An 18,730-nucleotide genomic window follows, 5' to 3' on the forward strand; every position below is an offset into this window, starting at 1 on the left:
GATGATTGGTTTTGCCGCGCAAGTTTGATACGCCGCTTCCCATCGATGCCGCGCTCGATGAGCTCGATCGCACGCTCGCCGGCCACAACGCCGCGGTGCTGGTCGCTCCGCCCGGCGCCGGCAAGACCACGCGCGTGCCGCTCGCGCTGCTGGATGCGTCCTGGGCGAAGGGCAAGAAGATCATCGTGCTGGAGCCGCGCCGCATCGCCGCGCGCGCCAGTGCCGAGCGGATGGCGAAGACGCTCGGCGAACGCGCAGGCGAAACGGTCGGTTATCGCGTCCGCTTCGGCTCGAAGGTGTCGCGCACAACGCGGATCGAGGTCGTGACCGAAGGCATCTTCTCGCGGCAGATCCTCGACGATCCCGAGCTCGACGGTGTGGCCGCCGTGCTGTTCGACGAATTCCATGAGCGCTCGCTGGACGCCGATCTCGGGCTCGCGCTGGCGCGCGATGCGCAGACCGGGCTGCGCGAAGACCTGCGCATCCTTGTGATGTCGGCAACCCTCGATGGCGCGCGCGTCGCGAAGCTGCTCGGCGATGCACCGGTGGTCGAAAGCGAGGGCCGCGCCTTTCCGGTCGAGACCCGCTATCTCGGTCGCAAGGTCGATGTGCCGCTGGAGCGCCAGATGGCAGACGCGATCGCCGCGGCGCTGCGCGCCGATGCCGGTTCGGTGCTCGCCTTCCTGCCGGGTGCGGCCGAAATCCGCCGCACCCAGGCCTTGCTCGCCGAGCGCGTGCAGGATCCTTCGGTCGAGATCGTGCCGCTGTTCGGCGCGCTCGAGGCCGGCGTGCAGGACCGCGCCATCGCGCCGGCGCCCAAGGGCACCCGCAAGGTGGTGCTGGCGACCTCGATCGCCGAGACGTCGCTGACCATCGAGGGCGTCCGCATCGTGGTCGACTCCGGGATGGCGCGGGTGCCGCGCTACGAGCCTGATATTGCGCTGACGCGGCTGGAAACCGTTCGCGCCTCGCGCGCGGCGGTCGACCAGCGACGCGGCCGTGCCGGCCGCATCGAGCCCGGCGTGTGCTACCGGCTGTGGGACGAGCCGCAAACCGCGTCGCTCCCGGCCTATACCGCGCCCGAAATCCTGTCCGCCGACCTGTCGTCGCTGGTGCTCGACCTCGCGCAATGGGGCGTCAGCGATCCCGCCGGCCTTGCCTTCCTCGATCCGCCGCCGGCGCCGGCGCTGAAGGAGGCGAAGTCGCTGCTGACCGAGCTCGGCGCGCTCGATCGCGACGGCCGCATCACCGCGGAAGGCAACAGCCTGCGTGCGCTGGCGCTGCCGCCACGGCTGGCGCGCATGATCGTGGATTCAGCGCGGTTCGGCGCAGCCGAAGAGGCGGCGATGATCGCGGCCGTCCTGACCGAGCGCGGGCTCGGCGGCGACAGCGTCGATCTCGATGTCAGGCTGGATCAGTTTCGCCGCGACCGTTCGCAGCGTGCAACGAGCGCGCGCAGCATGGCGGGGCGCTGGGCCGCGCAGGTCGAACGATCCGAAACACGTCCCTCTTCTCCCTCCCTTGCGGGAGAGGGCCGGGGAGGGGGGCCCACAAAGGCGGCAGTGAACGATGAAGGAGATCTCTCCACAGGCGTCATGCTGGCCTTCGCTTTCCCGGATCGCGTCGCGAAGAATCGCGGCAATGGCAGCTTCGTGCTGGCGAATGGCCGCGGTGCCGCCGTCGAGCAGACCGCGGCGCTGGCACGGGCACCTTACATTGCCGTCGCCGAGCTGACCGGCACGGCCGCGAGCGGTCGCATCCTGCTGGCGGCGCCGATCACCCAAGAGGAGATCGAGCGGCGCTTTGCCGACCAGATCGAAAACGCGGAAGAGGTGACCTTCGATCGCAACGCGATGGCCTTGCGCGCGCGCCGCCGGCGTTCGCTGCACGCGATCACGCTGTCGGAGGCGCCGATCTCGCTGTCGCCATCGGCTGAGACTGCGCGCATCTTCGCCGATGGGCTGATTGCCGCGGGGCTCGACCGGCTGCCCTGGTCGAAGCAGGCCAAGCAATGGCGCGACCGCGTCATGTTCTTGCGCAAGGCCGAGGGTGAAAGCTGGCCCGATCTGTCCGATGCCGCGCTTGCTGCCCGCGCCGACGACTGGCTGGTGCCTGCGCTGTACGACAAGACCGCGCTGAAGGATCTCTCCGCCGGCGACCTGTCGGATGCGCTGATGGCGCTGCTGCCGTGGGAGCTGCGGGCCAGGCTCGATCGCGAGGCGCCGACGCATTTCGAGGCGCCGACCGGCACGCAGCTTGCGATCGACTACGAGGCCGAGCAGGGGCCGACCATCGCGGTGCGGTTGCAGGAGCTGTTCGGGCTCAACACCCATCCCTCGATCGCGAAGGGCGCGGTGCCGCTGGTGCTGGAATTGCTATCGCCGGCGCAGCGGCCGGTGCAGGTGACGCGCGACCTGCCGGGTTTTTGGCGCGGCAGTTACGCCGCCGTGCGCTCCGATCTGCGCGGCCGCTATCCGCGCCACCCCTGGCCGGAGGATCCCGCCAACGCGACGCCGACCCGGCGGGTGAAACCGCGCGGCACCTAAACTAGGCGTTACAAGCCTGGGTGAAGCAAGGCGCTGTTATGAGCCCATACTTGGTGAGTTATTGACTCGCAAAAAGGAATCTCATGGCCAAACAGGTACGCCGTCCAGCCCCGCGGTCTCTGGCAGGCCGCAGATTAGGTTCGCGTTCTGCATCGCCTGACCGGCCGCTCCCTTGCCGAGATTGTCGACCACGCCCATCGCGATCACCAAGTTGCGCTCTGGATCGGCTGCATAGCTGACGAACGAGAGGTTCGAGCCGGTAGCCCATTTGGTCTGCGGCGGCTTGTCGGTGACGCGGACGAATGCCCGCCCGGCGTAGAAGCGCCGGGCCGCGTCCAAGCACTGGCCCGTGGTGGCGCGGCCGCGGCAGTAAATGGTGGCGAGTACGCCGCGGGTCATCGGCACCAAGTGTGGTGTGAACACCAGCCCGGCCGCGCTGCCGCCACTCAGCCGCTCGATCGTCTTGGCCATCTCGGGCATGTGGACGTGCTTGAGCAGACCGTAGGGCAGCAAGTTCTCGTTGCTCTCGGCGTAGCCGAACTTGCTGTCGGCGCCGCCCCGGCCGGCGCCGGAGATGCCGGTCTTCGCGTCAATCACGATGTTGCCAGGCTCGATCAGCTTGTTGATCAGCAGCGGCGCCAGCGCGTTCAGTGTCGCCGCGGGGAAGCACCCAGGGTTGGCAACACGGATCTGACCCTCGATCTGGTCTGGCCAGACGTCGGCTAAGCCGTACGTCCAACCCTCGACGTAGCGGTGGTCACCGCCGATGTCGACAATCTTCACGTCCTTGGGGACGCGCGCCAGCGCCTCGGCCGAAGCGCCCGTGGGCAGCGACGCGAACAGCACGTCGAGCTTCGGCAGGGTCACAGGGTCCCACTTCTCGATCACCAGCTCGGCCAGCTTGGCCGGCACACCGGGGAAGCGGTCCACCAACCGGCTTCCGGCGCTGCCCTCGCCCGCGGCGTAGACTAGCTCGAAAGACGGATGGCTCGCGACCAGGCGCATCGCCTCGCCACCGCCAAAACCGCTGACCCCGACAATGCCGACGCGAATGCTCATGGTGGTGTCCTACTGCCGGAGTGAGCGCACTAGTTTAACGAACTCGCGCTGCCGGCGCGGCGGCTCAGCCCGTAAGCGGATGTTCCATTAACACCATGCAAATTGCGTAGGTCGTCGAGCATGTCAAGCGACCGGTTGCAATGCCCGAGCGGCCGACACGCGCATAGAGCTGGTCGAATTCTGGTGAAAGAACGTCCAGCGCCTCATCAACCACTGCCCTCCCTCAGCCGCGGCGGATGCCCGGCGGTGCGTGAGCCGCGCAGCTCCCATAGCTGAACAAGCGGTCTGCTAGATCGTGAACAGAACCGCGGGAGCCACTTTTCCTGATCATTCCCGGTTGTGGCGCTGGCGGGCGTCGGCAAACGGTGGTTAGATTTGCGCGTCGGGATCACAGGCTTGCACTTTTTGGGGAGGCTGCCTTGGAGATCAGGAACGCATCGCCGTCACTTTACAATGAGGATCTGGCGCCCGCCCGGGAGCGCAACTGGGGCGCCTTCAGCATCTTCAACGTCTGGACCTCTGACGTCCACAGCCTCTGGGGCTACTATCTCGCGGCCAGCCTGTTCCTGCTCTGCGGCAGCTTCGTCAACTTCATCCTGGCGATCGGCGTCGGCTCGCTGGTGATCTTTTTCCTGATGAGCCTGATCGGCAATGCCGGCGTAAAGACCGGCGTGCCCTATCCGGTGTTGGCGCGCGCCTCGTTCGGCGTGTGGGGCGCCAATATCCCCGCGCTGGTGCGCGCCATCGTCGCCTGCTTCTGGTACGGCGCGCAGACGGCGGCAGCATCGGGCGCGATCGTCGCGCTGCTCACCCGCATCGATGGCTTCAAGTCGTTCCATCAGTCCACCCATGTGCTCGGCCATTCCGGCTTGGAGGTCATCTGCTTCGTCGTGATCTGGGCGTTGCAGCTCCTGATCATCCAGCGCGGCATGGAGACGGTGCGTCGCTTCCAGGACTGGGCGGGCCCGGCCGTGTGGCTCATGATGCTGATCCTCGCGATCTATCTCTGCATCGCGGCCGGCGGCATCTCGCTCACCGCGCCGATTCCGCAGGACGTGCTGTTGGAGAAGACCAAGGACGCCGGCGTGCCCGGTGAGCCCGGCACGCTGGCTGCGCTATGCGCGGTCGCGGCGACCTGGATCACCTATTTCGCCGCGCTGTATCTCAACTTCTGCGACTTCTCGCGCTACGCGCCCGACGCGGCCGCGCTGCGCAAGGGCAATATCTGGGGCCTGCCGGTCAACCTGGTCCTGTTCTCGCTGGTTGCCGGCGTCACCACCATCGCGGCGTTCAATGTCTATCACGAGGTGCTGCTGCATCCGGACCAGATTTCGGCGAAGTTCGATAGTTGGTTCCTGGCGCTGCTGGCCGCGATCACTTTTGCGGTGGCGACGCTCGGCATCAACGTCGTCGCCAATTTCGTCTCGCCTGCATTCGATTTCTCCAATGTGTTCCCGCGGCAGATCGACTTCAAGAAGGGCGGCTACATCGCAGCATTGATTGCGCTCGTGCTGTATCCCTTTGCGCCCTGGGAAGGCAGCGCAGCCTCGTTCGTCGGGCTGATCGGCGCGACGATGGGGCCGATCTTCGGGATCATGATGGTCGACTATTATCTGATCGCGAAAGGCCGGGTGAACGTGCCGGCGCTGTACCAGGAGGACGGCGAATACCGTTTCCAGAACGGCTGGAACGTCAGTGCACTCATCGCGGCTGCGGTCGGCGCACTGTTCTCGTCGATCCTGCCGAACTTCACCTCGCTGTTGCCGTCCTGGTGGGCGGTCTATGGCTGGTTCTTCGGTGTCGGGATCGCGGGCGCGGTGTATTACGCACTGCGATCGGCGATGCCGAGCCCGGTCGCAAGGCCCGCCTGAGACGATGACAGCGGACGCCGGATCAGGCGGTCGATCCCAGTCGGCCGCCTTGAGCGAGCTTTCCACTGGTTCGCATTAACCCTTCGCTCATCCTTTTCATCAAAATGACAGGCTCGGTCCCATGGCGTCGCTCGCGGCGGGATGTCCGGCGTGGTCAAATTGCATTTTCGGTTTTCCGAGTTGGTGTCATGCGTAACCTGATGATTTTCGCGGCCATCATGATCGGGCTGGGCACGTTCATGGCACAGATGGCCAGCAAGATGACACCAGCCGCGGCGACCACAGCACAAGCGAAGGCTGCAGCCCCCACCCTTACCGTGGCGCAAGCCAGCGCCCGCACGCTGACGATCCCGCCGGACGCTCGCGGCCACTTCGCGACCGACGGCCGGATCGATGGCCAGCGCATCGGCTTCATGGTCGACACCGGCGCATCGGTGGTTGCGCTGAACGAGACCTCCGCGGCACGCTTCGGCCTGCGTCCCGTGCCGGGCGATTACACCGCGCGCGTCACCACCGCCAACGGCACCATCAAGGCGGCGCGCACCCGGATCGCCATGATCGAGCTCGGCGGCCTCATCGTGCGCGACGTCGATGCCATGGTGCTGCCGGACGAGGCGCTGTCGGAAAACCTGCTCGGCCTGTCCTTCCTGTCGAAGCTGAAGCGTTTCGAATACGCCAATGGCAGGCTCGTGCTGGAGCAGTAAGGCCGATTGGCATCAAAGCCCTATCCAAGTCTTCCGCTGGATGTCTTCCTCCGCTATGCGGATGGTCTCCTCAGAACGGCAGAAAATTCCGCCGAAACAGAGGAGGGTTGACATCCAAGTCGCCTCGCGGGAGTTCAGGGCGCTGCTTGTTCACATTTTGGGAATGAGAGGGTAACCGAGTCGATCGTCGCGACGGCGCGGCATTTGCGCCAGACGTTCGCGGGCAACATCAGACCTGAAGCGCTTGCGCAGAGTGTCGAGCCGGTCTCCCGGCGCACTCACCGTAAATCCCTACTGCACTCTCTAATATAGTCGGGCGGATCGTCGAGATTCGGGCAGCGCACGGCCTGAGAGCAAAAGATTTCGTCACCGTGCTTGAATATCGAGACTTTTAAACTCTTGGCTCCCTCCGTCGGTTTCCCAATAATAGCTATGCCTAGACCGCGATCGTCACCTGATAGCGACACCTCATCTACGCCAAAAGCAAAAACGGATAGACACTCTTTCGGCACATCGGTCCATTGCCCATTGTGTTCAATGCGCATCGACCGTTCCAGGCCTACCCCAAATCCTTTTTCTTCCGGGTTTCGGTCGCAAACTGCTTTGAGGGTGCGAAGTTCGATCTTCGCAAGATCCCCGCCTTGTTGATTTTTGAAAGTCAAAGTCACGACATCCGGCTTACACCAGGGGACGGAGTTTGCCTTGCATACCGTTGAACTGGACAGCAGAAGACATAAAGCTCCAGCGAGCGCGATCGCCTTCATCGACATGACTCAATATTTGTATCGATTCCAATCCGGCATCCGCCCTGCCGTTGGCTTGCCGTTATGCCAACACAAATAGCTCCCATCCCAAGATCCAACCCACGCTCGATAATCTGGAGTTTTCTGGGAATAAGCCTTCGCATTGTTTATATCTCCATCACTTTCGTGCTGATCGTGCCAGTGCATATGCCCACGTGCGACTGCACCGTTATCGCCAAGCCCCACACCACCGCCTAGCGCTCCGTCTTGGAATCCGCGCACTATTTGATCGTAGTAATATAGTCCGCCGCGCTTATAGATTTCCACGCCCAGTTCCGGGATAAAACCCCTGCTCTTGGTCTTCCGGGTAATGTTGGGCAGCAAGGTCTATCATTTCCTTACGGGCAGCATCCCATGCGCGCTCCGCGCTCCGCGCTCTCGAACCCGATCCCAGCATTGCGGCTAGGATAGTCGCCACCTTCGGCGCCGCCAAAGCGCTTGATGTTAGCGCCGACACCCGATCCGCTGGGGCTGTTGCCAGTCGCCGGCCCCTTGACGCCGGGCTGACCAGCTTCTGTCGCAGCCTGCTGCGGCTGGGTTTGCGGCTGTGGCTGCGCTGGTTGAGTTGGAGTCTGCGGCTGTTGAATCTGCGCCTGTTGATTTACGCCGTCCGTGGCGAACGGATCGTGGTCACGGGAACGAGCGAGTAGTCATCGAAATCCGGCTGATGGTCCACCGGCACCAGAGAGTAATCGGGCATTGATCATCACCTCCAGATATTGCGGACAGCTTCGGGTGAGCCCGTGCGTGGCCGCACCTCGCGGAGAGGGCTGGGTTGGCTTTAGGTGTTTGAAGGCAAGTGCTTGAAGGATGGCTTGCGCGATGGCGCGGAAGTGTCGCGTCCGGTTCGGCTTGCCCACCGTCTTCGCCGGGCGCCCGTCTATCGGCGGGTCGGCCCTGGCTGTCGTCACCGGTTCGGTTCGCTGCGGTGGCCAATTTCGGCGCGCTCGGCAGTGCATTGGCCGACAGCGTCTTGTCCGATTCAAAAAAGCCCGCAGCGGACTTTCCGGTGCGGGCTTAATTGTTGCGACGATGAAAATGTACCGGTGAGTTGCCCGACGTGTCAACTATTCGACGCGCAGATTGCAGAGCGCCGGCAATACCCGTCCTTGCCTGGCGCCACCCTTGCAGAAACCATGCTGGGTCGGAGCGATTAGCGGTCAAGCAGCTCGTAGGGCGCAACAGCGCGGCGTATTGCGCTGGCGGGCAAGTATTTCGCCGACGCCAAATCTGCCGCAATTATTGGCCAAAAGCCGTCAATCCTGCCTTCCGCTGCGGCGATGCATTCGCTAAAGCCAGCGGCACTGTTCCTCCGCATTCCCACGAGGCCATTCCTGATGTTCCCCAAGCCGAAAGCCGCGCTGGTTCCGAATACCTATGCCTTCGAATCCGAGCCGATGGTGAAGTCGACCGGGTTTCGCGAATACGATGCGCGCTGGCTGTTCAACAAGGAAATCAACCTGATGGGCGTGCAGGCGCTGGGCATGGGGCTCGGCGCGCTGATCGCGGAGCTCGGCGTCCGCCAGGAGATCGTCACCGGCCACGATTTCCGCGGCTATTCCGCCTCGATCAAATATGCGCTGATCTCGGGCCTGATGGCGGCGGGCTGCAAGGTGCATGACATCGGGCTGGCGGTCACGCCGATGTCATACTTTGCGCAGTTCGATCTCGATGTGCCCTGCGTCGCGATGGTCACCGCCTCGCATAACGACAATGGCTGGACCGGGGTGAAGATGGGTGCCAACCGGCCGCTCACCTTCGGCCCGGACGAGATGACGCGGCTCAAGGAGATCGTGCTCAACGCCGAGTTCAGGAACAAGGCCGGCGGCTCCTACCAATTCCACGAGAACTATCCGGCGCGTTACATCGCCGACCTCACCAACCGGCCGAAGCTGAAGCGGAAGCTGAAGGTCGTGGCGGCCTGCGGCAACGGCACCGCGGGCGCATTCGCGCCGCAGGTGCTGGAGGCGATCGGCTGCGAGGTGATCCCGCTCGACACCGAGCTCGACCACACCTTCCCGAAATACAATCCGAATCCCGAAGACATGGAGATGCTGCACGCGATCCGCGATGCGGTGCTGGCGCACAAGGCGGATGTGGGCCTGGGCTTCGACGGCGACGGTGACCGCTGCGGCGTGGTCGACAACACCGGCGAGGAGATCTTCGCCGACAAGGTCGGTGTGATGCTGGCGCGCGACATGTCGGCGATCAACAAGAATGCGCTGTTCGTCGTCGACGTGAAGTCGACGGGATTGTTCGTCACCGACCCCGTGCTGCAAAAGCAGGGCGCGACGACGGTCTATTGGAAGACCGGCCATTCCTACATGAAGCGCCGCACCAACGAATTGGGCGCGCTCGCCGGCTTCGAGAAGTCCGGCCACTTCTTCTTCAACAAGCCGTTCGGCCGCGGCTATGACGACGGCCTCGTCTCGGCGATCGCGATCTGCGAGATGCTCGACCGCGCACCCGGCAAGTCGATGGCCGACCTCAAGAACGCGCTGCCCAAGACGTGGTCGTCGCCGACCATGTCACCGCATTGCGCCGATGAGGCGAAGTATGGCGTCGTCGATGCGGTGGTGAAGCACTTCGAGGCGTTGCAGCAGAAGGGCGGCGAGGTCGCAGGCCAGCCGATCCGCGATCTCGTCACCGTCAACGGCGTCCGCGTCACGGTCGCGGACGGCAGTTGGGGCCTGGTGCGCGCGTCCTCGAACAAGCCGGAGCTGGTGGTCGTCGTCGAAAGCCCCGTCAGCGAGCAGCGCATGCGCGACATGTTCGAGGCCATGGATTCCGTGCTGCGCACGCATCCCGAGGTCGGCGAATACAATCAAAAGATCTAGCGACAGCAATCGCCGCGACCAAAGGTCGTCATCACCCGCGAAAGCGGGTGATCCAGTACGCAGCGGCCCCCGGTCGAAGAACGACCGTCTCTGGAATACTGGGTCGCCCGCTTTCGCGGGCGACGACAGTTGAAGCGATTGGCGACAGGCTCGTTACGCCGCCCGCAGCGAGCCGAGGAAGCCGTCGAGCTCGGTCTTCAGCCACACCGATTGCGACGACAGGCCGTTGGCCGCGTCGAGCAGTTGCGCGGTCGCTTGGCCGGCCTGTTCGGACGCCTGGTTGACGCTCAGGATGCCTTTGTTCACCTCCCTGGTGCGGTCGGCGGCCTGCTGCAGGTTTCCGGAGATCTCCCGAGTCGCGACGCCTTGCTGGTCGACGGCCGCGGCGATCTCGCCGGAAATCTGGTCGATTTCGGCGATGGTGCCGCCGATCGCCTCGATGGCATTGACGGCCTCCGCAGTCGCCGTCTGGATATCCTGAATCTGCGCGGCGATTTCCTCGGTCGCCTTGGCGGTCTGGTTGGCGAGCGCCTTGACCTCACTCGCGACCACTGCAAATCCCCGTCCGTGCTCGCCGGCACGAGCTGCCTCAATCGTCGCGTTCAGCGCGAGCAGGTTGGTTTGGCTGGCGATGCTCTGGATCAGCGTCACCACCTCGCCGATTTTCTGCGTGCCGGCGGCGAGGCCGTCGACCACGGTATTGGTGCGGCGCGCGTCCGCGGCGGCTTTGGCGGCGATCCGGGTGGAGCGGGTCACCTGCTCGGCGATGTTGTTGATCGAAGCGGTCAGCTCTTCAGTCGCCGACGCCACCGTTTCCACATTGGTCGATGCCAACGCGGATGCGGAGGCGGCTGCCGTGGCTTGGCGCATGGTTTCCGCGTTGCTGCCGTTCATGGATGCCGACAGGGCCTGCATTACGCTCGCCGCCGCCTCGACCGCCGCGACCACACCAGCGATCTTGTGCTCGAAGCCGGCTGCGAGTTCGCGTCTTGCTGCATCCCGCTTCTGCTTGGCGTGCTCGGCCTCGAGACGAGTTTCATTGGCGCGCGCTTCCGCAGCACTGGCTGCTTCGGCCTCGGCCGCTTTCTCGGCCGCCGTCGCGAACAGGCGGGCGAGCGTGTGCGCGAGCCAGATCAGAACCCCGGCCTCGATCAGGAGAATGGCGGCATGGAGAACGACACGGCCGAGATCGGCGCCGCCGGGATAGACGGCGGCCGGCAGAATGAAGTTCAGGGTCAGATGATGCAGCGCGACTGCCACCGTGCCCGCGACGATGGGCCGATAGTCGCAATAGGCGACCAGGCACGCCAGGGCGGCGAAGAAGTACATGTGCATATCGACCTGCCAGGCGTGGCCGGCGAACTGGAACACGAACATCGACACGCCGGCCATCAAGGCGACGGCAACGATCATCTGGGTCGCGGCGCCGTTTCCTGATAGGCGCCACGATATCGTCGCCGACAGCGCCATCGCCACCATGAAGACGGTCGGCGTGAGCCATTCGGCATGAAGCGAGACGCCGATGAGGGCCGCGATCGGAACATGCAGCCACAGCACTGCGAGCAGTATCCTGCTGGCGGTCTCGCGCAAGACCGCCATGTCATCGCCTTCGAAGGTCATCCCCAACCCCCACACCGTCATCGGCCTTGATGCAGGCAGCGACTGCCTGCGGATCAATGGTCAGCCAGGCTCCGGCCTCGTACAGTCGGTTCAGCCCGCCGTCGCGGTCGGGCCGCACCACCAGCAGGGTCGGAACGGCCGTCATCCGGACGATCGACGCATGGGCGGATGCGGCGGCCAGAAGTGTCCGCTCCGCCCCCCACCACGGTGGAAAGGCCACGGCGATCACTTCGGCACCTGCACGGACTTGCAACGACAGTGCTGCGATCGCGAGCCAGCTCGCGATCAGCAACGCAACCGCCCCCAGCCACGCAGGCCATCGCGTCGTCGGGATGATGTCCCCCGGCTCCATGGCGCGATGATACCGCCGGCGGAACTAACTTCAGGTAAATGTCGCGTCGGCAGGACTACTTGGGAGCGTGTCGATTGTGGCCTGGTGCGGAGTCTCGCGGCGCTTACGCCGCCGGCACCGGCAGCGCCGTCACCGACTTGATCTTCTCCATCGCGAAGCGCGAGGTGACGTTCTTCAGCGGCACCGCGCTGATCAGCTTCTTGTAGAAGATGTCATAGCTCTGCATGTCGGCGACCACGACGCGCAGCATGTAGTCGACATCGCCGGCCATCCGGTAGAACTCCATCACCTCGGGCATCGCGCTCACAGCGTCGGCGAATTTGCGCAGCCAGGCATCCGAATGGTCGGCGCTTTCGACCGACACGAACACGGAGATGCCGAGCCCGATCTTGTTCTGGTCGACGAGCGCCACCCGGCGCAGGATCACGCCGTCGGCTTCCAGCCGCTGGATGCGCTTCCAGCACGGCGTCGACGACAGCCCGACCCGGTCGCCGATCTCAGCGACGGAGAGCGAGGCGTCTTCCTGCAGGACGGTCAGGATCTTGCGATCGATCGCGTCGAGGCGGCGGCTGTCCTGGTGAACCGGAATGGCGACGTCGGTCATAGAAGAAAGTTCCATATGATGGGCCAATATCCCTCATATATAGAAAAATCTTCTCAAGCAAGTGGTTCCTGTCCTCTTAAGGCAGCCGTGCCTCCTGGTGCCCCTCCAAAAACCCTTCAACTTCAGCACGTTGCGGTGCGGCATAAGCACCCCCGAAGCGGGTGCATTTCAGCGCTGCGGCGGCGGAGGCGAATCGCAGCGCCTGCCGCAGTTCCTGCTGCTCGGTGATGGCGAGCGTAAACGCACCATGGAAGATGTCGCCGGCGCCGAGTGTGTCGACGGCGTGGACCGGGAAGGCGCAGGTCTCTTCCAGCTCCCCCTTCTCGTTCAGCCAGATCGTGCCCCGCGGTCCGCGCGTGGCGGCGAGAAAGGATGCGCTGAGCCTGGCTATTTTGCGGAGCGCCGCGCCGTCATCGGTGACGCCGGCTGTCTCTTGCAGCGGTCCGCTGGAGAAGATCAGATGGGACGAGGCGGACAACAGCCCGTCTTCCAGCGACATCACGCGGTCGACGTCGACGATCACGGGGATCCCGCGCCTGATCGCCTCGGCGCAAAACTCCGTGCAGAACGGCGCGCATCGGCTCTCGGTCAGGATCGCCGCGCAATCCTCCAGCAATAGCTCGGTCGGCGGCAGTTTCACGGTCCACAGCCCGGGATCGCGGAAGGTGACGTTGGTGCGCTCGCCGCCCGAATCGATCATGACGGTCGTGATCGGAGTGGCCAGATCGGGCACGTGCACGATGTGCGTGGTCTCGACGCCCTCCTGGGCGAGCTTGTCGAAGATGAAGCGGCTCGAGGTCTCCCGCGAATCGCCCATCGGCCCGCACAGCGAGGCGCGGCCCCCGAGCCGCACGATGCCGATCGCGGCGTTGAGCCCGTTGCCGCCGCAGATCTCTTCGAAATGCGTGGCGCGCGCCTTCGACCCGCGCGCAGGTATGCCGCTGACGCGAAAGGTGAGGTCTCGCACCGGCATGCCGATGCAGAGAATGCGCGGCGGAATTTTCGGCGCGCCGGTCTGAAAGTTCATGCGGGGTACGTCATGATGGCTCTGCCAGACTCCTGGCCAGATGATGTCCCGTTCCCGTTATTTGCCGGAAGCATCTCCGTGATGCACCCATCGTCCGAGCAGGTGATGGGCAATCGCAAACGGATGCGGGCCGGCGAGACCCTCGGGATGCTGTCGCTTGATCATCAGCGTCGCTTCGTCGCGGTTGAACCAGCGGGCGTCCTCCAGCTCCGTGCGGTCGACCACGATGTCCTCGTTGGTGGCGCGCGCGGTGCAGCCGATCATCAGGGATGACGGATAGGGCCAGGGCTGCGTCATGTAGTAATTGACGTCGGTGCAGCGGATGCCAGATTCTTCGAAAATCTCGCGGCGCACCGCGTCCTCGATGGTCTCGGCCGCTTCGACAAAGCCGGCGAGGCAGGAATACATGCCGGGCATGAACTGCTTCTGCCGGCCCAGCAGCACCCGCTCTCCGTAGGTGACCAGCATGATCACGACCGGATCGGTGCGCGGAAAATGCTCGGTCTTGCAGCTCGGGCATTCGCGCTTCCAGCCGCCGTCTCGCATCGCGGTGCGGGTGCCGCAGTTCGGGCAGAAGCCGTGGCGCTGATGCCAGGTCACCATCGACTTCGCCATGGCGATCGCCGAAAGCTGCTCGGCCGGGACAGCGCCCTGCATCGCCATGCCGCGCAGCTCGGTCACGGTGACGTCGCTGCGGCCGACCAGCTTCTCGGCCGCCTGGGGCGCGATGCCCATGCCGAAGATCGGCGCGCCGTCGCGCAGCCCCAAAAAGATCGTGCCGGGGTTGGCGCCGAAGGTTCGCGCCTCCTCGAACGACAGCAGCGCACGGGGGCCGTCGGCGTCCTGCTTCACGACAAGGGAGTCGCGATAGATCACATAGGCGCGGGCTTCACGATGGCCTTCGAGCGCGAACAGCTTCTCGTCACTGGTGCGCAGATGCGCTGCGCGATCCAGGACGTGGGTGACGAAGGCCGGTTGCCCGAGTGGAAACTTGTCGAATGCTGACATCTCAACCCAACCAGATCTTGCGGCGAAGCGCGTTGATGAAATTTTGCACTTCCTCGGCGTCATGCGCCAGCGGCGGCATCACGCCCCAAACGGGACGCGGCCATGCAGCATCGCTCGTACGGCGGGCGATGACATGGACGTGAAGCTGCGGCACCATGTTGCCGAGGGCCGCGATATTCAGCTTGTCGCACTTGGTGATCTCTTTCAGGGCTCGCGCGACCCGGGAGGTCTCCGTCATCAGTTGCCCCTGCTCGACCTCGTCGAGGTCGATGATCTCGACCGCGCCTTCGCGTCGCGGCACCAGCAGGAGCCAGGGATAATGCGCGTCCTTGATGACGAGCACCTTGCACAGCGGCAGATCGCCGATGTCGATGGTGTCTTTCTTGAGCTGCGAATGCAGCGTCCAGTTGGCGGCGGGCATGAGGGCGAAATAATGCCTTTCCGTGTTCCCTTACAAGTCCCACAAAGCCAGCCTTACAAAGCCGGGTCAGGCCGCTTGCTTTCCGGCTCTTTTGGCCCCAAATAGGGACCGGGAGATTGGCGGTGGACGAGCCACTCGCCAACCGGGTCAGGTCCGGAAGGAAGCAGCCCTAACGAGGTCCGGATCGGGTCGCTCGTCAGTCTCCTACCTGTTTTTCCGAGCGAATCGCGCTGGAATGGCGGTCTCCGCGCCCGGCGCTCGATTTCGGCTCCTATCCGCACGCCGGCTGCAAGAGAAATCCAAGTTGCGGATCGACGCATGAACGACGCTGGCGCCCCCTCCGATCTGCCCGACGGCGCAGGCCAAGCGAGCCTCGACGGTGGCTTTGACCTCGGCGGTGCGCCCGACGCCGCCAAGCCCTACCGTGTTCTCGCCCGCAAATACCGCCCCTCCAGTTTCGAGGACCTGATCGGCCAGGAGGCGATGGTGCGCACCGTCTCGAATGCGTTCGAGACCGGGCGGATTCCGCAAGCCTGGATCCTGACCGGCGTGCGCGGGGTCGGCAAGACCACCACCGCCCGCATCCTTGCCCGTGCGTTGAACTATGAGAAGCCGGACGGTTCGGTGAAGGGGCCGACCATCCACATGCCCGACCTCGGCATCCACTGCCAGGCGATCATGGAAAGCCGGCACATGGACGTGCTGGAGATGGACGCTGCGTCCCATACCGGCGTCGACGATGTGCGGCAGATCAACGACAGCGTGCGTTATGCACCGGCGAGCGCGCGCTACAAGGTCTACATCATCGACGAAGTCCACATGCTGTCGACCGCGGCCTTCAACGCCTTCCTGAAGACGCTGGAGGAGCCGCCGGAGCACGCCAAGTTCGTGTTCGCGACCACCGAAATCCGCAAGGTTCCGATCACGGTGCTGTCGCGCTGCCAGCGCTTCGACCTGCGCCGCGTCGAAGCCGACGTGCTGATGAAGCACCTCGGCAACATCGCGGCCAAGGAAGGCGTCGAGGTCGAGCCGGAGGCGCTCGGTATCATCGCCCGCGCCGCCGAAGGCTCGGTGCGCGATTCGCTCTCGCTGTTCGACCAGGCCATCGCGCATGCCGCAGGCCAGGTGCAGGCCGATGCGGTCAGGCAGATGCTCGGGCTCGCCGACCGCACCCGCGTCATCGATCTCTTCGAGTCGCTGGCGCGCGGCGATATCGCCAGCGCCTTCGCCGAGTTCCGGGCGCAATACGACGTCGGCGCCGATCCGGTCGTGGTGCTGTCCGACCTTGCCGAATTCGTCAATTTCGTCACCCGCGTGAAGGTCGTGCCGGCAACCGCCGACAACGTCGCATTCGGCGAGACCGAGCGCGTGCGCGCGCGTGACTTTGCCGCGAAACTCTCGATGCGCGTGCTGTCGCGGATGTGGCAGATGCTGCTCAAGGGCATCGCCGAGGTGCAGGCCGCGACGCGTCCGGCCGCCGCCGCCGAGATGGTGCTGGTGCGGATCGCCTATGTCGCCGACCTGCCGACTCCGGATGAAGCGATCCGGATGATCGAGCAGAACGGCGGCGGCGCTGCGCCCGCGACGTCGGGCGCTTCGGCACCGTCCCGTGGCGCGCCGACATCGGCAATGTCCGCCATGCCCTCTGCGCCGGTCCGCGCACCCCAGGCCGGTCCGCGCGCCGATCTTGCCGCGCGTCCGCAGATGGCCGCGCCGGCTGCTGACGCCGCGCCCGTGCTGCGGATCGCGAGCTTCCCGCAACTGATCGCGCTCGCCGGCGAGAAGCGCGACCTCATGACCAAGAGCGCGCTGGAGGCCGATGTGCGGCTGGTCCGCATCGAGGACGGACAGCTCGAGATCGCGCTCGAGCCGAAGGCCTCGCGCGGCCTCGTCACCGATCTGTCGCGCAAGCTCGAACTATGGACCGGGCGGCGCTGGACCGTGATCATCTCCAACGAGGCCGGCCAGCCCACCGTGCGCTCGCAGAACGAGCTGGCGCGGAACGAGCACCAGCGCGTCGCCGAGGCTGATCCGCGCGTGCAAGAGGTGCTGGCGCGTTTCCCCGGCACCCGGGTGGTCGAGGTGCGTCGCCTCGCCGCCGAGCCGCCGGCGTCGGATATGGTCGAGGATCCGATTGAAACTTCCGACAGTGACGACGATTGATCTGATGACAGGATGCTCGCATGGCTGATTTCCTTGGTATAATGAAACAGGCAGCAGAGCTGCAATCCAAGATGCAGGCGATGCAGGACGAGCTCGGCAATGTCGAAGTCGAAGGCATTTCCGGCGGCGGTCTGGTCGCGGTGCGCATGACCGCGAAGATGGAAGTGAAGGGCGTCAGGATCGATCCCTCGCTGATGAAGCCGGAGGAGCGCGAGGTGCTAGAGGACCTGCTCGTCACCGCGCATGGCGATGCCCGCCGCAAGGCCGAGGCCGCGATGCAGGAGAAGATGGCAGCGCTGACCGGCGGGCTCGGCCTGCCGCCGGGACTTGGTCTGACTTAAAGCGCGGCGAGATCAAGATGAAGCATCATCGTGCTCCAGGTCCTTGTTTGAGCATGATCTCCGCGCAAACGCCTTTGGCGTTTGTCGCGAGGGAAAACCGCTTCACACTTTTCCGGATCATGCTCTAATGGCTGCAAGCGTCGCCGGCCCCGAGATTGAGCGCCTGATCCAGTTGCTGGCGCGGCTGCCCGGGCTTGGACCGCGCTCCGCGCGCCGCGCCGCGCTGCATCTGATCAAGAAGCGCGAAGCGCTGATGACGCCGCTCACCGCGGCCTTGCAGGTCGCGATCGACAAGATCCAGGTCTGCAAGACCTGCGGAAACATCGATACGCAAAATCCCTGCACGGTGTGCACCGATCCGCGCCGCGATCCCTCGATCATCGTGGTGGTTGCCGATGTCGCCGATCTCTGGGCGCTGGAACGGGCGAATGCGACCAACGGCCGCTATCACGTGCTCGGCGCGACGCTGTCGCCGCTCGACGGTGTCGGCCCGCAGGACCTCACGATCGATCAACTGGTGGCGCGCGCGCATGCGCCCGAAGTGAGCGAGATCATCCTGGCGCTCAACGCCACCGTCGATGGTCAGACCACCGCGCATTACATCACCGACCTTCTGACAGACGCCAATGTGCGGGTGACGCGGCTGGCGCATGGCGTGCCGGTTGGTGGCGAGCTTGATTACCTCGATGAAGGTACGCTATCGGCTGCCATGCGGCAGCGGACGCTGTTCTAGACACGATTCAAAACTAGCGTCGCGGCATCGCGATGCGATCAGCGCGTTTGAGAAAGATCGCGCTGAAACAACATGATAGGGTTGGATGACGATTCGGGGACGGTCATTCACGCTCTGACGAATCAGATACGGAACCACTGGACATGACGACACACCGATTCGGCGTAGGCCTGGGCTTTGCGCTTCTGGCTGCAGTCTTGCTCGCGCCCTGTGCCGGGGCGCAGCCGAGCGACGCGCCGCAGAAGCCCGGCAAGCTGATCAGGGCGGGTGACGTGCTGTCGGGGGAACTCAACGCCATGCGGGTGCGCGACGCCAAGAACGGCGGCAAGCGCGTCGCGACCTACCAGATCACCAGCGAGCCGCGCCGCCTGCCGCCGCCGAACGGTCTGTGCAACCTCGAGACCGGGCCGGAGACGTTCCAACTGGTCACGACCAGCGAAGCCCAGGCCGCCCAGCTCAGGAGCCTCACCGGCAAGGAAATCTCGGTGAAGGTCGATGAGATCGCCTGCGCAGAGGATGCCGGCCAGATGAGCGAAGCCATCGTCACGAAATGGAGCGTGGTGACGAAGTAGATGCCTCATTTCGGTGTCATCGCCCGGCTTGTCCGGGCGATCCAGTACGCCGCGGCCTCTCGATTCAAG

17 protein-coding genes and 1 other RNA gene are annotated in these 18,730 nt (G+C 64.7%); 9 read left to right on the plus strand and 9 right to left on the minus strand.

What is annotated here, in order from left to right; genetic code table 11:
* The first annotated feature begins 11 nt into the window (after nt 1–11).
* Entirely contained in the window at nt 12–2,546 is a 2,535-nt protein-coding gene (hrpB, locus tag P6U25_RS03075) for an ATP-dependent helicase HrpB (RefSeq protein WP_407149982.1), read from the plus strand.
* 81 nt (nt 2,547–2,627) lie between these two features.
* Here the strand turns inward: hrpB and argC are convergent, their stop codons facing one another.
* Nucleotides 2,628–3,605 (minus strand): N-acetyl-gamma-glutamyl-phosphate reductase, encoded by a 978-nt coding sequence (gene argC / locus P6U25_RS03080; protein WP_407149983.1) that lies wholly within the window; start codon nt 3,603–3,605, stop codon nt 2,628–2,630.
* A 419-nt stretch (nt 3,606–4,024) separates the two neighbouring features.
* Between argC and P6U25_RS03085 the strand changes: the two genes are divergently transcribed.
* Together P6U25_RS03085 and P6U25_RS03090 are read left to right on the plus strand one after the other, a co-directional pair.
* Nucleotides 4,025–5,476, plus strand: a complete 1,452-nt coding sequence (locus P6U25_RS03085) for an NCS1 family nucleobase:cation symporter-1 (RefSeq protein WP_407149984.1) — start codon at nt 4,025–4,027, stop codon at nt 5,474–5,476.
* A gap of 188 nt (nt 5,477–5,664) precedes the next feature.
* Nucleotides 5,665–6,180 (plus strand): TIGR02281 family clan AA aspartic protease, encoded by a 516-nt coding sequence (locus P6U25_RS03090; protein ID WP_407149985.1) that lies wholly within the window; start codon nt 5,665–5,667, stop codon nt 6,178–6,180.
* Between the two features lie 278 nt (nt 6,181–6,458).
* On the opposite strand, the gene P6U25_RS03095 is transcribed toward P6U25_RS03090, so the two are convergent.
* Together P6U25_RS03095 and P6U25_RS03100 are read right to left on the minus strand one after the other, a co-directional pair.
* A complete protein-coding gene (locus P6U25_RS03095; protein ID WP_407149986.1) occupies nt 6,459–6,944 on the minus strand; it encodes a hypothetical protein in 486 nt (161 codons plus the stop codon).
* 9 nt (nt 6,945–6,953) lie between these two features.
* Nucleotides 6,954–7,307 carry a hypothetical protein gene (locus P6U25_RS03100; protein ID WP_407149987.1) on the minus strand — a complete coding sequence of 118 codons (354 nt, stop codon included), beginning with the start codon at nt 7,305–7,307 and terminating at the stop codon, nt 6,954–6,956.
* A gap of 1,013 nt (nt 7,308–8,320) precedes the next feature.
* Between P6U25_RS03100 and P6U25_RS03105 the strand changes: the two genes are divergently transcribed.
* Nucleotides 8,321–9,820 carry a phosphomannomutase/phosphoglucomutase gene (locus P6U25_RS03105; protein WP_407149988.1) on the plus strand — a complete coding sequence of 500 codons (1,500 nt, stop codon included), beginning with the start codon at nt 8,321–8,323 and terminating at the stop codon, nt 9,818–9,820.
* Between the two features lie 153 nt (nt 9,821–9,973).
* Here the strand turns inward: P6U25_RS03105 and P6U25_RS03110 are convergent, their stop codons facing one another.
* From P6U25_RS03110 to P6U25_RS03135, 6 genes are all read right to left on the minus strand, one after another.
* The gene (locus P6U25_RS03110; protein WP_407149990.1) at nt 9,974–11,440 is read right to left on the minus strand and encodes a methyl-accepting chemotaxis protein; all 1,467 of its coding nucleotides are present in this window, start codon (nt 11,438–11,440) and stop codon (nt 9,974–9,976) included.
* Entirely contained in the window at nt 11,421–11,732 is a 312-nt protein-coding gene (locus P6U25_RS03115) for a hypothetical protein (RefSeq protein WP_407149991.1), read from the minus strand. The genes P6U25_RS03110 and P6U25_RS03115 overlap by 20 nt, the downstream gene beginning before the upstream one ends.
* 163 nt (nt 11,733–11,895) lie before the next feature.
* Nucleotides 11,896–12,396 (minus strand): Lrp/AsnC family transcriptional regulator, encoded by a 501-nt coding sequence (locus tag P6U25_RS03120; protein ID WP_407149992.1) that lies wholly within the window; start codon nt 12,394–12,396, stop codon nt 11,896–11,898.
* A gap of 76 nt (nt 12,397–12,472) precedes the next feature.
* Nucleotides 12,473–13,423 (minus strand): sugar kinase, encoded by a 951-nt coding sequence (locus P6U25_RS03125; protein WP_407149993.1) that lies wholly within the window; start codon nt 13,421–13,423, stop codon nt 12,473–12,475.
* A 57-nt stretch (nt 13,424–13,480) separates the two neighbouring features.
* Nucleotides 13,481–14,431: an NAD(+) diphosphatase gene (gene nudC / locus P6U25_RS03130; protein WP_407149994.1), complete on the minus strand. Its 951-nt coding sequence runs from the start codon at nt 14,429–14,431 to the stop codon at nt 13,481–13,483.
* A 1-nt stretch (nt 14,432) separates the two neighbouring features.
* Nucleotides 14,433–14,852, minus strand: a complete 420-nt coding sequence (locus P6U25_RS03135; RefSeq protein ID WP_407149995.1) for an HIT domain-containing protein — start codon at nt 14,850–14,852, stop codon at nt 14,433–14,435.
* A 111-nt stretch (nt 14,853–14,963) separates the two neighbouring features.
* On the opposite strand from P6U25_RS03135, the gene ffs reads away from it, so the two are divergent.
* The 5 genes from ffs (at nt 14,964) to P6U25_RS03160 (ending at nt 18,661) form a co-directional block, all read left to right on the plus strand.
* Nucleotides 14,964–15,060: signal recognition particle sRNA small type (ffs, locus tag P6U25_RS03140), an RNA gene on the plus strand.
* 110 nt (nt 15,061–15,170) lie between these two features.
* On the plus strand, nt 15,171–17,015 hold the full coding sequence (locus P6U25_RS03145; protein WP_407149996.1) for a DNA polymerase III subunit gamma/tau: 1,845 nt from the start codon (nt 15,171–15,173) through the stop codon (nt 17,013–17,015).
* Between the two features lie 20 nt (nt 17,016–17,035).
* Complete coding sequence (locus P6U25_RS03150) at nt 17,036–17,356, plus strand: YbaB/EbfC family nucleoid-associated protein (RefSeq protein WP_407149997.1); 321 nt, start codon at nt 17,036–17,038, stop codon at nt 17,354–17,356.
* A gap of 127 nt (nt 17,357–17,483) precedes the next feature.
* Nucleotides 17,484–18,089 carry a recombination mediator RecR gene (gene recR / locus P6U25_RS03155; protein ID WP_407149998.1) on the plus strand — a complete coding sequence of 202 codons (606 nt, stop codon included), beginning with the start codon at nt 17,484–17,486 and terminating at the stop codon, nt 18,087–18,089.
* A gap of 143 nt (nt 18,090–18,232) precedes the next feature.
* The gene (locus P6U25_RS03160; protein ID WP_407149999.1) at nt 18,233–18,661 is read left to right on the plus strand and encodes a hypothetical protein; all 429 of its coding nucleotides are present in this window, start codon (nt 18,233–18,235) and stop codon (nt 18,659–18,661) included.
* Nucleotides 18,662–18,730 lie beyond the last annotated feature (69 nt).

It is taken from the genome of Bradyrhizobium sp. ORS 86, assembly GCF_045571475.1.
Lineage (GTDB): Bacteria > Pseudomonadota > Alphaproteobacteria > Rhizobiales > Xanthobacteraceae > Bradyrhizobium.

Bases quoted from the DNA above. Each gene is read 5' to 3' on its own strand.
- argC (WP_407149983.1), bottom strand. From the start codon at position 3,605: ATGAGCATTCGCGTCGGCATTGTCGGGGTCAGCGGTTTTGGCGGTGGC.
- P6U25_RS03090 (WP_407149985.1), top strand. From the start codon at position 5,665: ATGCGTAACCTGATGATTTTCGCGGCCATCATGATCGGGCTGGGCACG.
- P6U25_RS03095 (WP_407149986.1), bottom strand. From the start codon at position 6,944: ATGAAGGCGATCGCGCTCGCTGGAGCTTTATGTCTTCTGCTGTCCAGT.
- P6U25_RS03105 (WP_407149988.1), top strand. From the start codon at position 8,321: ATGTTCCCCAAGCCGAAAGCCGCGCTGGTTCCGAATACCTATGCCTTC.
- P6U25_RS03110 (WP_407149990.1), bottom strand. From the start codon at position 11,440: ATGACCTTCGAAGGCGATGACATGGCGGTCTTGCGCGAGACCGCCAGC.
- P6U25_RS03120 (WP_407149992.1), bottom strand. From the start codon at position 12,396: ATGACCGACGTCGCCATTCCGGTTCACCAGGACAGCCGCCGCCTCGAC.
- P6U25_RS03125 (WP_407149993.1), bottom strand. From the start codon at position 13,423: ATGAACTTTCAGACCGGCGCGCCGAAAATTCCGCCGCGCATTCTCTGC.
- nudC (WP_407149994.1), bottom strand. From the start codon at position 14,431: ATGTCAGCATTCGACAAGTTTCCACTCGGGCAACCGGCCTTCGTCACC.
- P6U25_RS03135 (WP_407149995.1), bottom strand. From the start codon at position 14,852: ATGCCCGCCGCCAACTGGACGCTGCATTCGCAGCTCAAGAAAGACACC.
- P6U25_RS03145 (WP_407149996.1), top strand. From the start codon at position 15,171: ATGAACGACGCTGGCGCCCCCTCCGATCTGCCCGACGGCGCAGGCCAA.
- P6U25_RS03150 (WP_407149997.1), top strand. From the start codon at position 17,036: ATGGCTGATTTCCTTGGTATAATGAAACAGGCAGCAGAGCTGCAATCC.
- recR (WP_407149998.1), top strand. From the start codon at position 17,484: ATGGCTGCAAGCGTCGCCGGCCCCGAGATTGAGCGCCTGATCCAGTTG.
- P6U25_RS03160 (WP_407149999.1), top strand. From the start codon at position 18,233: ATGACGACACACCGATTCGGCGTAGGCCTGGGCTTTGCGCTTCTGGCT.